At 46.6% G+C, this 13,528-nt stretch carries 13 protein-coding genes; 1 reads left to right on the top strand and 12 read right to left on the bottom strand.

Annotation, left to right across the window (positions count from 1 at the left end):
* The 5 genes from N836_RS64190 to cas6 form a co-directional block, all read right to left on the bottom strand.
* The coding region (locus tag N836_RS64190; protein ID WP_023071377.1) for an IS256 family transposase at window positions 1-835 on the bottom strand (835 nt) is incomplete at its 3' end.
* Between the two features lie 169 nt (window positions 836-1,004).
* Window positions 1,005-1,277 (bottom strand): CRISPR-associated endonuclease Cas2, encoded by a 273-nt coding sequence (cas2, locus tag N836_RS64185; protein ID WP_023075361.1) that lies wholly within the window; start codon window positions 1,275-1,277, stop codon window positions 1,005-1,007.
* Between the two features lie 30 nt (window positions 1,278-1,307).
* Window positions 1,308-2,309, bottom strand: coding sequence for a type I-D CRISPR-associated endonuclease Cas1d (gene cas1d, locus N836_RS64180; protein WP_023075360.1), 1,002 nt, complete (start codon window positions 2,307-2,309; stop codon window positions 1,308-1,310).
* 91 nt (window positions 2,310-2,400) lie between these two features.
* The gene (gene cas4, locus N836_RS64175; protein ID WP_023075359.1) at window positions 2,401-2,994 is read right to left on the bottom strand and encodes a CRISPR-associated protein Cas4; all 594 of its coding nucleotides are present in this window, start codon (window positions 2,992-2,994) and stop codon (window positions 2,401-2,403) included.
* Window positions 2,995-3,231: 237 nt separating this feature from the next.
* Complete coding sequence (gene cas6, locus N836_RS64170) at window positions 3,232-4,188, bottom strand: CRISPR-associated endoribonuclease Cas6 (RefSeq protein ID WP_023075358.1); 957 nt, start codon at window positions 4,186-4,188, stop codon at window positions 3,232-3,234.
* 45 nt (window positions 4,189-4,233) lie between these two features.
* Between cas6 and N836_RS64165 the strand changes: the two genes are divergently transcribed.
* A complete protein-coding gene (locus N836_RS64165) occupies window positions 4,234-4,638 on the top strand; it encodes a hypothetical protein (protein WP_023075357.1) in 405 nt (134 codons plus the stop codon).
* Between the two features lie 10 nt (window positions 4,639-4,648).
* Here the strand turns inward: N836_RS64165 and cas5d are convergent, their stop codons facing one another.
* From cas5d to N836_RS64130, 7 genes are all read right to left on the bottom strand, one after another.
* Window positions 4,649-5,362 (bottom strand): type I-D CRISPR-associated protein Cas5/Csc1, encoded by a 714-nt coding sequence (gene cas5d / locus N836_RS64160; RefSeq protein WP_023075356.1) that lies wholly within the window; start codon window positions 5,360-5,362, stop codon window positions 4,649-4,651.
* Window positions 5,363-5,364: 2 nt separating this feature from the next.
* Window positions 5,365-6,372 carry a type I-D CRISPR-associated protein Cas7/Csc2 gene (gene cas7d, locus N836_RS64155; protein WP_023075355.1) on the bottom strand — a complete coding sequence of 336 codons (1,008 nt, stop codon included), beginning with the start codon at window positions 6,370-6,372 and terminating at the stop codon, window positions 5,365-5,367.
* A gap of 50 nt (window positions 6,373-6,422) precedes the next feature.
* Window positions 6,423-9,917, bottom strand: a complete 3,495-nt coding sequence (gene cas10d, locus N836_RS64150; RefSeq protein ID WP_023075354.1) for a type I-D CRISPR-associated protein Cas10d/Csc3 — start codon at window positions 9,915-9,917, stop codon at window positions 6,423-6,425.
* Between the two features lie 50 nt (window positions 9,918-9,967).
* Complete coding sequence (locus N836_RS64145) at window positions 9,968-10,528, bottom strand: Uma2 family endonuclease (RefSeq protein ID WP_023075353.1); 561 nt, start codon at window positions 10,526-10,528, stop codon at window positions 9,968-9,970.
* A 13-nt stretch (window positions 10,529-10,541) separates the two neighbouring features.
* Entirely contained in the window at window positions 10,542-11,096 is a 555-nt protein-coding gene (locus N836_RS64140; protein ID WP_031293829.1) for a transposase, read from the bottom strand.
* A gap of 638 nt (window positions 11,097-11,734) precedes the next feature.
* The gene (locus tag N836_RS64135) at window positions 11,735-11,932 is read right to left on the bottom strand and encodes a hypothetical protein (protein WP_023075351.1); all 198 of its coding nucleotides are present in this window, start codon (window positions 11,930-11,932) and stop codon (window positions 11,735-11,737) included.
* A gap of 103 nt (window positions 11,933-12,035) precedes the next feature.
* Window positions 12,036-13,424 (bottom strand): ISKra4 family transposase, encoded by a 1,389-nt coding sequence (locus tag N836_RS64130; protein WP_023071473.1) that lies wholly within the window; start codon window positions 13,422-13,424, stop codon window positions 12,036-12,038.
* Between the last annotated feature and the right edge of the window lie 104 nt (window positions 13,425-13,528).

Genomic DNA, 13,528 nt, shown 5'->3' with positions numbered 1-13,528 from the left:
CTTTCCAAGGGACATACTTCATGCAGTTGCGCATCAGATGAACAATGCAGAGCTGTATTTGCGTTTTGGGATACACCGCTTCGATGGCGTTGGGAAAGCCTTTAAGCCCATCGCAACAGGCAATCAGAATATCCTTCAATCCTCGATTTTTCAGGTCGGTGAGCACTTTCAACCAGAATTTAGCACCCTCGGTTTCGGCTTCGCCTATCCATAGACCCAGCAGTTGTTTCTCGCCCTCTCGGTCAATGCCCAGGACCACGTACACCGCTCGTTTGCTTACACGGCCTGACACTTTGATATTCACGTACAGGGCATCGAGATAAACGATTGGGTAGAGCTCGTCGAGGGGACGGGCCTGCCAGGCTTTGACATCGTCGCTAACGGTATCAATCACCTCGCTAATCACCGACGCTGATATCGTGGCTCCCCCATATAATTCCTTGAGCTGGGCACTGATGTCACGAGTGCTCATCCCTCGGGCATACAGCGCCAAGATCTTTTCATCGAGTCCGGCTAATCGACGCTGATGTTTGGGCACCAGTATCGGTTCAAAGCTGCTGTTGCGGTCGCGAGGGATGGACAGTTCCAGTTCACCGTCCTCCGATTGCACCGTTTTCTTCGAGCTGCCATTGCGACTATTTCTTGGCTGCTCATCCGCTGGACTCGATTCAAGATGATGATTGAGTTCTCCCGCTAAGGCGCGTTCCACCAGGCGCTTTTTGATTTGCTTCATCAGACCCGACTCGCCCAAAATATCCTCAGGGGTGGCGCAGTCTTCCAGTAGTTCGTCTAGTAATTCATCAACGCGATTCGGTTCTTTCTTCTTACGGGCCATGAGGCGATCTCCTAATGTACATGGATGATAGATCGCTTACACAAAATTATGGACAGTCCCTTGCGCGAACCCTTAAACCTGTAAAGAGCACTGTAACCTTTACATATCGGTCAATCCCACAGATTTCAGCGTCAGCCACGTCAAACACCTACCCATCCGCGTGCAGTTTCTAAGCAAAAAATACAGTATTGTCTCGAACTGTTTCCCCACCAATACGTTCAACCTCTTTCTGACAACACTCACATAAAAAATAAAACCGAATACTATCTTCTTCAGGCTTAATCAGCTGATTCAGACGATTGCGTAATTTTGCATATTGAGTTGTTGTAAGACTACACTCAAATACACTAAACTGCATCCACTGGCCATAGGATGTCAGAATTTTATGAATTTTGGTGCGGCGTTTATCCTCGGAAATATCGTAAGTGACAACAACGTGCATGGAAAGGGGTGGATGGGTGAAGGGATTAAATTATTTGAGAATGAGTGGGGGATATTGGTCTGTTTCGGCCATGAGATATTTAGCCAGCAGACGGGCTTGGATTTCAAACGCCTCTTGATAGGTACATTGTCGTCCCATCACCGGATGCTTAAATTTTGATTGTTTCTTTTGCTCATAAAGCCGCAGAAACTTACGACGACCCTCATCAGTAAGCGAAACCGCATGGCTTAACGGTTCATCAGAAAAATCATCAAGTGTCAGTGCCTTACGGTTAATAGCCGATAGCACCATGGCATCTACCACAAGCGGACGAAACTCTTCCATCAGATCAAGCGCTAAGGACGGACGACCATAGCGCTGGGTATGGAGATAGCCCAGGTAGGGATCAAATCCAACAATGTTGATCGCACCCTGAATATCATGGAGCAGCAGAGCATAACCAAAACTAAGCAATGCATTAACCGGATCGGTCGGCGGACGACGATTACGCGTTTTAAAGGTAAATTCCTCGTTACGGAGTAACCGACCAAAGAATCCAAAGTAAGCCGCGCTACCTGCTCCTTCTAACCCGCGCAATGCATCGATGATAGAGGTTTGATCAATCGGCTTAATTGCCTGCTCTAAACGAGTAATACCTGATTGCAGGTTAGTTATCCCTTCCCGCTGAGCCCGCAGTAACATGGCGCGATAATTCTTGAGCTTGCCACGGATAAACCCCTGTACAACATGGACAGAACGAGGTGTTTCACCAGCTGCTTGCCATTGAGCCGAACGCACAAAAATATTTTTGTTGAGTTCAGGCTCCAAACGTCCTAGAAATCGTCCCGTTCCCGTCATAAAACTGAGGGGGATTTTGCGCTCTAACAATTCAATCATGGCCGCAGGTGATACCGTCGCACGACCCAGTACAACGACACCGTCCACCTTGATGAGGGGAACATCTAATAGAGTTTCTTTTTTCGCTCGTACTTTTAGGCGTTCGTCGGTTTTGCCAATAAATGCATCGTCGGTGGAGATGTAGACGGTTCCCATGGTTGGTTTGGTATGAGGGTGGATGGGGTGATGGGGTGATGGGGTAACGGGGTGATGGCTTACTCCCCTACCCCCCCTACTCCCCTACTCCCTATTCTCTTTCTCGATAACGGTTCACCTTCTTACTCGCCTGGGGCAAACACTGACGGTAGAGGCTACAGCCACGGCAGCGTTTGGTATATACAGGCAATGGCATGGTGCCGGTGGTGAGAAGAGTGCGGACGGCCTGGATGGTTGCGATCGCAGCTTCTCTCAGCTCCGGTGTAAGCGGCACTGGCTGCCGCTGATGGGAGTGGGCATAGTACACAAAACCTTGAGTAACCGGGTTTACAGTCATGTCTTCCAGGCACAGGGCCTGGGCACACACTTGTAGGGCATCGTTATCAAAATCACCGCGCTGCCCTCGCTTATATTCCACTGGATACAGCTGACCATCACTTTCTTCGATCAGGTCAGATTTACCGATCAGGCCATATCGTTGGCTCTTGAGCCAGATGGCTCGCACTTGCCAGGTCGTATCTCGGTGGTTACTGCCAAGTGTGTGAACCCGATCGTGGAGACCAGTACCTTCAATGGTGTATTGGTTATCGATAAACTCACCAGCGCAAAACATCCGCCAGCAGCGATGGGGGCAATAGGCATATTGATTGAGGGCAGCGATAGGAATATAATCAGCCTCGATCATCCGTCTCGATCCTAACTTTGACACCTGTCTTGAGATACTGAGTTACTGTCTCACTCAGTTGTTGTTCTAATGATTTAGCTGGGGGACGAGCAAAGACAGTGCGGGTGAAAAAATATAAAACAAGTACCCCTATGCAGAGTGGTTCAATCACAATAGTCTCCTAAATTAATGACATAGCAACTCTGTGCCCTTCCCAAAAAGAGCAAACACATCAGTGGTCTAGTGAATTTACAGGATTTAAGAAATACGTCGGGTAACTCCCATACCCATTGGGGTTTTTCTGCCAACACCAGCATAGAGAGCAAAGTCAGCTAAGGTGTTGAGTTGCTTAATAGTTGTTGGTTCTACTTTCCCCAAGATGCGATAGGTAACAGTTCCTACACAGCCTGTGAACTGATTACAAGGATTAACCCTGGCACCAGTGTTTTGAAATTGTTGGCGTGGATCGCTGGCGATCTCAGTTCGCACATTGAACTGGCTATCTTGCAGGCATTCGAGGCTATCGGTAGGAAATTCTAGGCCGCTGTAGTGGTTCCAACGGCGTAGCAGACTTTGAAAAACACGGTGAGCGGTGGGCATGGAAGAATCCTGGCCACGTTGTCGGAAGGCAGTAGGTGTGTGGAACTGGAGGGTGAGTTTGCGTGTGCTGTCCGAAGCTTGGTCATACAGTTGTTGATAATTGCAAAAGTTAGCCCAGGGTTGGGTGCTTTGGGGAGTACCCAAAATGCTGGTGATGTGGAGGTTTGCCGGACCGAGATGCCAGGGGTGTTCTGGGTTCAGATTTAGCCAGAGTTGGCTCAGCCGTCCAAATAGGTCATCGTCGAGCAGGGAAATGCGCCACCAGCAAGGGGTGCCGGGGATGATAGGTTTGCGGTAGGTCCAGTGGAGAGCAGGGGTGGATGGGTGATGGAGTGATGGGGTGGATTGGCGAGAGGGTGGATGGGTAAGTTGAGTTGGTTTCTTGGGAATAGGCTTAGGGGGACGCTTACGCTGGTTCCCATCCACCCATCTACTCACCTGTAGGGGACTGAGGGTAAAGGCTTTATTGGCCTGATTTTGGTGTAATTCATTGCCTAGATCCACATCAACGGAACTGACGAGGTTGAGAAACAGGCCGTGGAGATTTTTCCCTGAGGTAAAACCAGGGGGGATCGGCGACTCAGGTAATAGGTTGAGGACAAGGCTATGTGGCATGGGATTCGGTAAACTGTAAACAAATAGTGTGGGGTGGTTGAGAGTATGTTGATCGATGACTATGACGTTGCTATTTCGCTGAATAACCGATTGGAAGCGAGTATTCCTTTCAGGGTGCGTCCAGGCAAACGCTTACTTAAAAACATGCAGGCTCAGGGAAAGCCGATGAGGGATGAGTATTACACGGTGGAAAAGGTATTTTATGGAGGGGATGAAGGGGGCATTACGTGTATGCTTCAAGGTAAGGTGACAGATCAGGAGGTTGTGGGAGCTTCGATTACACACCTGGTCATTGATCCAGAACATCCGTTGGCAGAAGAGGTTAAGGTATATCAACAGCAGCGGGCTCGCCGATTGTTTTTACAAGACCAACGTGGGTTTGCTGCTATGGTGGGTGAAGCAAAAACTCCGAAAAAGAAGAAAAAACGAGGTGGTGGGTTTGGTCGTTAGTATGAGAGTGTTATGAGCTAAATCGATATTCCATTTGAATGGGAAGCTGTAGGGTCTCTTTCAAGCCTTCAAATGAGTAAAACTCTCCTGCCATCCGTACATTACGGATGAGGCTAACAGGTGGCATGTTGATGGTGTCATAGCTCAACACCTGATTAGTAAACATGACATCCAATGGATTGAGGGGATAGGGAAAGGTAAACTCTTTGGTTGAGTTTTGTTGAGGTTTGGGTAGTTCTTTAACTTCAACCTTGGCTTTACTCATCCACTTGCCTAATCGAATCCATTGAGGAAACGTAAGAGATTTGGCAGATATAACAAAGAATTCAAACTGACTTTCAGGCGCAATTTCCTTGGCACGTCCAAAGCTGGGAATATTCTTCTGGGTCTTTTTCATCTCAACGTGATAGCGGTTGTCCGCATATTTCCAAGTGTGGAGCACAGCTGTATGGTGAACGGCTCTGGCTGGCGTGACATAAATGCCTTGCTGATTTAGAGGAGTTAAATGTTCCTCGTACATAGGCACCTGTGTTGGACAAAAATAGCGATAAGCTTTTTCGTCAGATACAGTCGTGGCGTATTTCTTGCTATCTATTAAGCCTAAAGCATAGCAAAGTGCATAGTTATGCAACACAGGTTCTGTCTCGTAAAGCCGTCCTATTTCCCGTGTAGCGTAGTAGAGGCTGTCATGTAGCTCTAGGGTGCAACGGTAGATATTAGGCATGACTATGACCTCGCTGCAGCCTTTTTCTTGCCAATGTGCTTTTCAGCATAGGCTTTGGTTTCATCATCAGCTTGTTTCAGGATGGAATGAATGCCTGCTTCACTCGCGGTTAAAGTTTTGACTTCAGCTAGTAAGTCTTGAAAATTCTCTCCGATGAAATCGGTATGCACAATGAATTCATCCTCCATTAAAGACTGAATTGCGGCTGTGGCTGCCTGTGCAACATCATCTTCATCAAGTGGGTCGGGAGCCTTAAGAGTGCCGCTGGCTTTCATCTGATCGAAAATAGCTTGGGTCCAACGAAGGTTACTAACAATTTCACCATCAGCAAACACAACACCAATTAGCTCATTACGAACACGGCCTGTACGGGTGGTTTGGGCTCCATAGTGTCGGGTTCTTAGAATATTGTTGCAGACATATAGAAAGCTAGCCTCTGTGGGATCTTTGAGGGTAACGATACTTGGGAAAAAGACCTGCGGACGAATATGATCTTGCTGGTTGATACGGCTAGTAACTTCGCCAGGCTTTGAACCTTTTTCTCCTTTAGAGGCCATAGTACCGTTTTCAAAAGGAGCATTCAGAGTAAAGGTTTCGTGAGATTCATCAAAAGAGGTGATCGAGAATGCAGTATCTACAACAACCTTTGATTTCTCAGAGCCTGAATCACCAATGGCAAAACCATAAATAATGCAATCCGGGTTATCCATGGCAAAAGCTACGTTATATTCGCATTCTTCTGGTTCAACAAAACCATATGTTCGGAGAAGTTCACGCCCTACTAAACGTTCTGGTGTAGATTGCTTGCGCTTGAACATGGATAGGCGGCTGATTGTGTTTTTATCTTCAACGCCTGCTCGAACCCGTGCTTTGTTAAGTTCTCCATCAGTCTGAAAGAGTGGATAAGATTCAGTAACGCGTACTGTTAGAAAATGAGCATACTTACCCATGGGCTTGTAGGGAATCTCAGTGTGAAAAAACTTAGGGTCAATTGTTTTTAGAAGAGTCATTATTGAAGTCCTTATGTAGGGTGAATTTGGTTGTTTTTCTGATGTAGATGCTAATCAGCTGCGCCGTTATTATCTTCTTTGGCTTTAAGCTCCTGATTTTCTTTGTCCTGTTCTAATCGATAAAGGAACTCGCACGTGTCTCGAATCAGATTAATCTGACGTCCCGCTAGACGAGCGCGATCACCCGCAAAAGCCTTCTCGAATACATCGATAACAAAATAGCGGGCAAAGTCAAGAACTTTTTGACGTTCTTCCTCACGTTTACTGATTATCCAACGACCTTCCGCCGTTGACGCATGCACCCGGTCCATCAGCTTAAATACTTCAGCAGCTACGACAGCAACAAGAGCCTCGTCGTGGAACATGCTAGATTCAGCTTTTAGGATAGTATCAGCGGCGATGTCAATTGGTTTGAGTACTGCATTGGCTTTAGGGTTATAGCGTTTATTGGCTCGATAGAACTCTCGATATAAATCGGTCAGTTTTTTGGGGTGATTGAGCGATGATTCTGGTTTCAAGTCCCAAGTCTCCTTTGTGAGGTTGTACGGTGCATAGGGGTCAAAACATGGATAGAAGTGGTGAGCATAGAGCCTGATCTTCTGAGCACTAGGGGAATCAGCTTTCTGTCCTCTACTCCATTTCGCTAAATAAGAAAAGACATAAAGAGGGCTGGTTTCGATATCTTTGGCCAGTTCTGTAAATCGTCCCCAGTTAGCGTCATAGCCGCCCTTACCCTGCTTGGCGTTGACATCCATATGTATGGCATAGGCTGCTGTCAAGGTATTAAGCGGTGCAGGTCGCTTGATCCCACTTTCATCAGTCCAGCCATCAAGGATAGAGTCCAGCCGAAACCGATCCTGGCCAATCAGGGTGCGGAAGGCATGGGGAGCACTATCAAGAAAGACACTTTCTTCAAATTCAGCTCCATCGGTAAAGGGTGGAATCGGAGATTCAGAGACAACTGTCTTAACATCCAAAATCATGGGGAAGGCAAAGGCCAGCCAGCTTGGCATCACCCAGGATTCAGTATCGGTGCTGTCACGTCCTGGAGGCAGGGCCATGAAGTAAAAGGTAAGGGGTTTGTCTTCTGGATAGGCCAGCTTGAAGGTTCTGTCTCGTTTGAAGTTGGGATCGTCATCAGGCAATTGCTTACGCTGAACTAGATCTTCTTCCATTAGAAAAGCATCAACAGTTTGGTAGCGTTCTCGACTAAAGTTGGCCTTCAGCTGTTTGCTAATGAAGTGGTTTCGGATACTGGTATCAAAGCGGGTTTGGGCAATGTTGCTATAAGCCTTGTGTAAAAATGAATTGGTTTCTGGAGTGAAATAATAGGTTGGGTAGAAGTAGAGATAACGGTATTTACCATCTTCAAACCGTTTGCCTACGGCTTGGGTTTGATTCATAAGAATCTGCCGTAGCATCATCTCAATACCTGCAATGCTGGAAATATTTCGCTTAGCATTGGACCCGCCTAGATGTTGCTTATTGGTGTAAACCTGAGGTGTGAATAAAACAGCTGATTCCATCTGCTCATTGACTGAATAGGGGGAATGAGAGATAGAGCAGATCTTTTGGACACCTCGCTTAGGCTTTTTGGCGGCGGTGTAGTAGGCTAACTCTTTCAAGAAAATGTCTGTCTGTGTTGAGGTTTCTTGCGCATACCCCGGTAATATCACCACATTACTTACCCATTGCCGAATGTCATCCCACCCATCGGACACCTGATATTGTTCAACGACTGGCTGAGTGAGTTGGGTAACGTGGTTGATTAGGTTAAGACAGGTTTGCCGTAAATCTTCAATACCAGGATTTTGTTCTAAGAACTTTGCCGCCAGAAAATACCATTCGTAGGGAACTCCTCCGGTATTACCTTTTAGCTTAAGTTCCTTAAGGGTTTCATTAATGCGTTGGATTTCTCGAATTTGAGGTAAATAGTCCGAAAGTTGCCAAGACTCAGCTACCTGGCGAACAATGTTAACAGGCAATACCGCATCATCGATAGCAGGTAGTTCTGGCAAATCTTTTTGTTTTTTACGTGCTTTCGTGCGTTCCTTAATTACTTGTTCTAATTGTTTAACCCGCTCACCCCAGATTTTACGGCTTATGAGATCGCCAAATTCAGCTAGCTGATCAATGCGGATATCGTCGGTAAAGGTGAAGTCATAATCGGCAGACAGCACGTTACGTTGTTGAAAAGCACGCAGGTTCTCGCTACGTTTGCTAGCCACTGATCCTTTATTGGGATTTAGAATACGCAATGTGGCGTCTAGAGCCACCTGCATTAGGCCCAGGTCATCAAAAAACAGATTGTAGTAGTCAGCATATTTCATGCCCTTGCCGTCGCGACCAAACCCGGTTTGACGTAGACGCAGCTGCCCAGCACAAAGTTTTTTAATGGTATCGACAACTCGATTAGGTAACGTATCTGCATCGATAGTAGGCGCATCTCGTTCTGCTAGATAAATAACACCTGTAGGTAGGTATAACAGCGGAGTATAGATTTCTTGTTCAGCTGTATTTAAGGCTGTGTGCCCCTCCATCAGAGCGTTGTTAACTACGTTAGTGAGTACTCCACGATTCTCTGCTATGGCATGATAGGTAAACTTGAGTTTGCCATCACTGACACTGTGAATGATGCCATTAATACCTGTATTCTCAGCATCTTGAGGATGCTTGATAACAGAGGCTAGGCGGTCGGCCAGGCAAGTAAGGTCGGCCAAACAACGTAGAGTACGATCTCTCAGTGTGGGATTAAGACCATACTCTGATAAATTCAGGTTTGTATCATTTTTTCGTTGGGCATTATAAGCCAGAAATAGCAGATCATCTAGATATTGTGTCCATTCTTCGGAACGATTAGGGCAGATAAAGTCTGCTAAGCCTAATGTCTCAACCAACACTGTTACAACAGCTCGATGTTCTGTGATAGAGCCCTTACGAATATCTTGTGCTGGCTCACGTCGGATTGCCCTGAAAGCCTCTGGCATTCCAGGGATTAGATCATAATCAAACTTCTCAAAATCGTGCAGGATAAATCCTGAGATCAATAGCCGTCGCTCCTGTTCTTGAACAACACGTTTGACGGTTGTATCTAGCTGCTCTAAGCGTTTTTCAATTAGGTTGGCGGGGAAAAGCCCATTTAGTAAGTGGGTATTCAGTGATTGGTCAGCCGCATTGTCACGCCGGATGGGGGATTTACCCTCTGCTAAACGCTTTGGGTTTACGACTCGATCTAGATACTCGGCAAAAAACTTGCCTCCTTTGGCTGTTACGCCCACTGTATATTTCAACAATTTTGGCAGCACCATGGTTGCAAAATCCTGCATCACTATATCATCAGAATTTTGCGTCTGAATGGCTTCTTGTAGAAGCTTGAGAGTTAATAGTTCTTTGGCAGTAGGTTCTAGCGTACGGTTACTTTCTTCTTCAGCACCAAAATCTCCATCTAGAAAACTGGCATCAAAAGTGTCAGTATTTATCTCAGCAGCAGAGTTATTTTGTGATGGTTGTTGTTTTGAAACATCAGAATTAGCAGGATGCTCCATTGTGGACCTCCTAGGATGTGAAAACTTCAGTGAGTGTGGGCTAAATAGGTTTAGCTAAATATGTGGTCTACATTGACTGCAATATTGGGAAATGATTGAAATGTGAGAGATTCACCCCGATTAAAGATTTGTAGCTGCTGATAGCCGGTAGATGATGGCTGTCGATAGCACTCGATTAGTGAATCGTTTAGGTTGATTAACCAAACTTCAGAAATGTTATCTTGAGCATAAATGGGAATTTTGACTTCTCGATCAAAGTCAATGGTGCTGTCAAAGACTTCTATCAATGCCCAGATTTCGGTTGGTGTAGGATGTCCACCTTCATAGAAATCATCACGGCGTTTCAGGATAGATACATCGGGCTGAGGTTCAGAGTTATCGCTAAGACGTATTGGGCTTTGTACTCGGATGAGTGATTTAGTGGCTAGCTTCAATACAAAAAGTTCATTCAAGCGATCAACACAAGCTGCATGTCTTTTACCTACGGATGACATTTCGATAATGTCTCCTTGAATAAGTTCAACGCGATCGCGGTCTGTCAAAATACCAGATTCAATCATCTGGTGATATTGGCCTACCGTAAATTTTTTTCGCAGGATTTGAACGGTCATGATGAAGCGATGATTACCATTTAGATAAACAATTTGAATGTAGTTGATCCGCTATCCATTTTTCTGGATTTGTTGCGATATATGCTCGAATTCTCGCTAAGGAAGCTTCGTTCCGAATAATGTTTTCGTAATAGTTACGTTGCCATACTTTAATGCCGCATGCACTACGCATATTGTTGATGTGTTTGGTGCTTTGATATTTAAAATAGGCAACAACCTGACCTAGTGTAGGATTTTTAACTTTTGAGCCTGTGGCTGATGATGTGGTATCTGGCGCTGAAGGCGCAACAGTTGAAGGATTTTGAAGGATGAGAATCCCGTGGAAATGGTTAGGCATAACAATAGCTGCATCAATTTCTACATTAGAGAAGTGATGAGGTACCTGTTGCCAAATCTGTGTGACTGCATTGCCGTATTGATTGAGCATCATATGCCTATTTTCGATCCCACCGAATAAACATTCACGGTTTTGTACGCAGATTGTAATAAAGTAAGCCCCCGATTGGCGGTAATCATAATTTTTTAGCCGAATAGACCGCCGATGATGAATTTCAGAATTGTATGCCATAGTCCAAACCATACGTAGGGGCGAGGTCCCCTCGCCCAATGCAGCATGCACGAAACATATCCAAAATTCCCATTCCAACCATCACGCAAAAAATGATGATTCAAATGCACGCAACATTCCCAAAATTCCCATTCCAATCGTGAAACAGGTTTCTGTTGCCCAATGTGATGATTTGCACAACATATTTATCATGCCTATTGCAACCGATTGGCAAAGGCGATGTTTTTTGCACTGGGCGGGAGAACCCCGCCCCTACGGGATTGTTGGTTGTGATGATCATTTTGGGTTAATGGCATAACGACATTTTGATCATTTTTGTTCAATGTGATCCCGGTCCGCCAAAATACCAGACCCAATCATCTGATGATATTGGTCTATCATAATTTTTGTCGCAGGATTTGGACTATCATCGTAGGTCCTCTTGGGTATCAGTAAAGTGATAGGCAATCTAGGGAGAGGGAAGCATTTGTAGAAGGTTATGCTTTGACTTCAATCAGTTGTTTGGTGACTTGGCCAGCCTTGCGAGAAGGGGGTTGAGACTACCTATGCCTGAACTTAATGCCGAAAGCTTTTCGTTTGCCTCCCTCTTTGTAAGGCTCTTCATTGCAGATAGTGAAGAGCCTTAACTTATAAGAGCGCTATGCTGGAATTAGACGATAACGCCATTTCCGCCCATCATGATCAGTTTCAATCTGATGACCTTTATCTCGGGCTTCCTTGATTGTTGCACCAAAGCGCCAACTCACTTTTGAAGCAAGTTCGTCGTTCCAGTGCCATTCAAAATCAGAAAGGATGTTGAGAAGCAGCTCTAACTTGGTTTTCTTGTTTTTAGACACTCTTGATTTCCTCAATAAGTACAAATGAATTCATGCCCCTGATGAGCTGAAGATAACTAAACCGATAATTGGTGTCAATCCAATAGGTTGCAGAGGGGCGCATCTAGCGGTTCGGGGAGATGCAAGGTAATGCCAAAGAGTGTTGAGCGAAGAGAGCGTCAAATCGCTGATTGACCCAAGCAACTCTCAGCGCGAGTAGATGATTGAGGCCCGGCTCACTCCAGCGCATCCCCACGCCTTTAAACCGTTGCTGAATCAGCCATTTACAGGCACTTTCAACCATACCAGAGCCTATCGGTAGCCCCTGGTGCTTAAACAAACGATACTGAACATGCGCTTGATGCGTCTTGAAATAGTTGTGAACTCTCTGCAGAATGGGTTTTGTTGAGGCGGCAGTATTGGGTGAGCGGATAAGCCAGTGCAGCTCGTCGAGAATGCGATGTACATAGCCATGGCGCAACTGATGGCGCAGTCGCTCGAACCACATCTGTGGGGTGCGTGCTGGGTTGCCATCATGATAAGCCTCAGCCGCTTGCCAGAGATGGGCAGCGGCATGATAAAAATCCAGAATGCCGGTGGCCATGTGAGCAAAGCAGGTGTCGAACAATCGCCAAAAGCCCCTGGCCCCATCACTCAACCAAACCACGTGAGGCGCAGTTTCAATCCCTTGTCGAACAGCTTCTAATTGCAAGCGAGGTTTGAGGCTCTCAAGATCTCCCAACACTGCTACTAATCGCCGCTGTTGCAACCGAGTGACCGATTTACCATTTCGATTGAGACGATGACTCAATCGAGCAAGCAGGGCGACTTTGACCTCACGCCAGCGAGTCTTTCCTCGGGGTGTTCCTGACTGTGGTCGCAGGGGGACAGTGACCCCATCTGCCGCAATTAACAACGGCATGGCCGCCACCTCATCACTCAAAGATTCACGGGGTGGTGCGTGACCGTGCTGCCAGCGTTCAACCTCCTGCGTCCACTGCCCCATGGCTTGTTGTCCATAGTGTTGTACCCACTGCCACAGACTATCATCACTGACGTGGAGTCCACTCAGTTGGGATAACAGCCAGGTGGCTAACTCAAAGGGAACAAAGACCGCTAGCAAGCAGCCCAGACGCACCAACTCTACGGATGTTTGCTGATACGCATCAATGCCCAAGGCCGTATCGAAAGGAATCGATTGACTGCCTCGGCACCCTTGAGGGCATCGCCCCACCCGTCGTCGCCAGTGCACTTGACCAACCAGCGTTAACATTTGACGCGCGGCGAAGCCTTTACTATGCAAGCGATGACCACACACAGAACAGGTTCCCCACGCAGTCGGGACCTGAGCTCGGTCGTTCAGCTGTTGTTCTACCAAGGTACGGGCAACATATAGCCCGATGTGCCACGCACACAAGACAATAGCGGCCAGGGTTTGACTCTTTTGAAGACGGTCGAAGAGACCTGACCAGTCTAATGGGTCAGGACACTCCTTTGAGGGAGACGCTAACATAGAAGTGAGTTTTTATGAGGGCTTGCCCAGGTTCGGGCAGCCTTTTTTCTACTTCTATTCTCGCAAATTGGGTTTACCGGTTCCCCGAACCTTCAGATGCGCCC

It is taken from the genome of Leptolyngbya sp. Heron Island J (assembly GCF_000482245.1).
Lineage (GTDB): Bacteria > Cyanobacteriota > Cyanobacteriia > Phormidesmidales > Phormidesmidaceae > Leptothoe.
The sequence above is the reverse complement of the archived record's forward strand: the minus strand, read 5'-3'. Positions and strand labels throughout refer to the sequence as shown.

Bases quoted from the DNA above. Each gene is read 5' to 3' on its own strand.
- cas7d (WP_023075355.1), bottom strand. From the start codon at position 6,372: ATGACTCTTCTAAAAACAATTGACCCTAAGTTTTTTCACACTGAGATT.
- N836_RS64130 (WP_023071473.1), bottom strand. From the start codon at position 13,424: ATGTTAGCGTCTCCCTCAAAGGAGTGTCCTGACCCATTAGACTGGTCA.
- cas10d (WP_023075354.1), bottom strand. From the start codon at position 9,917: ATGGAGCATCCTGCTAATTCTGATGTTTCAAAACAACAACCATCACAA.
- N836_RS64140 (WP_031293829.1), bottom strand. From the start codon at position 11,096: ATGGCATACAATTCTGAAATTCATCATCGGCGGTCTATTCGGCTAAAA.
- N836_RS64145 (WP_023075353.1), bottom strand. From the start codon at position 10,528: ATGACCGTTCAAATCCTGCGAAAAAAATTTACGGTAGGCCAATATCAC.
- cas2 (WP_023075361.1), bottom strand. From the start codon at position 1,277: ATGCACGTTGTTGTCACTTACGATATTTCCGAGGATAAACGCCGCACC.
- N836_RS64165 (WP_023075357.1), top strand. From the start codon at position 4,234: ATGTTGATCGATGACTATGACGTTGCTATTTCGCTGAATAACCGATTG.
- cas1d (WP_023075360.1), bottom strand. From the start codon at position 2,309: ATGGGAACCGTCTACATCTCCACCGACGATGCATTTATTGGCAAAACC.
- cas4 (WP_023075359.1), bottom strand. From the start codon at position 2,994: ATGATCGAGGCTGATTATATTCCTATCGCTGCCCTCAATCAATATGCC.
- cas5d (WP_023075356.1), bottom strand. From the start codon at position 5,362: ATGCCTAATATCTACCGTTGCACCCTAGAGCTACATGACAGCCTCTAC.
- cas6 (WP_023075358.1), bottom strand. From the start codon at position 4,188: ATGCCACATAGCCTTGTCCTCAACCTATTACCTGAGTCGCCGATCCCC.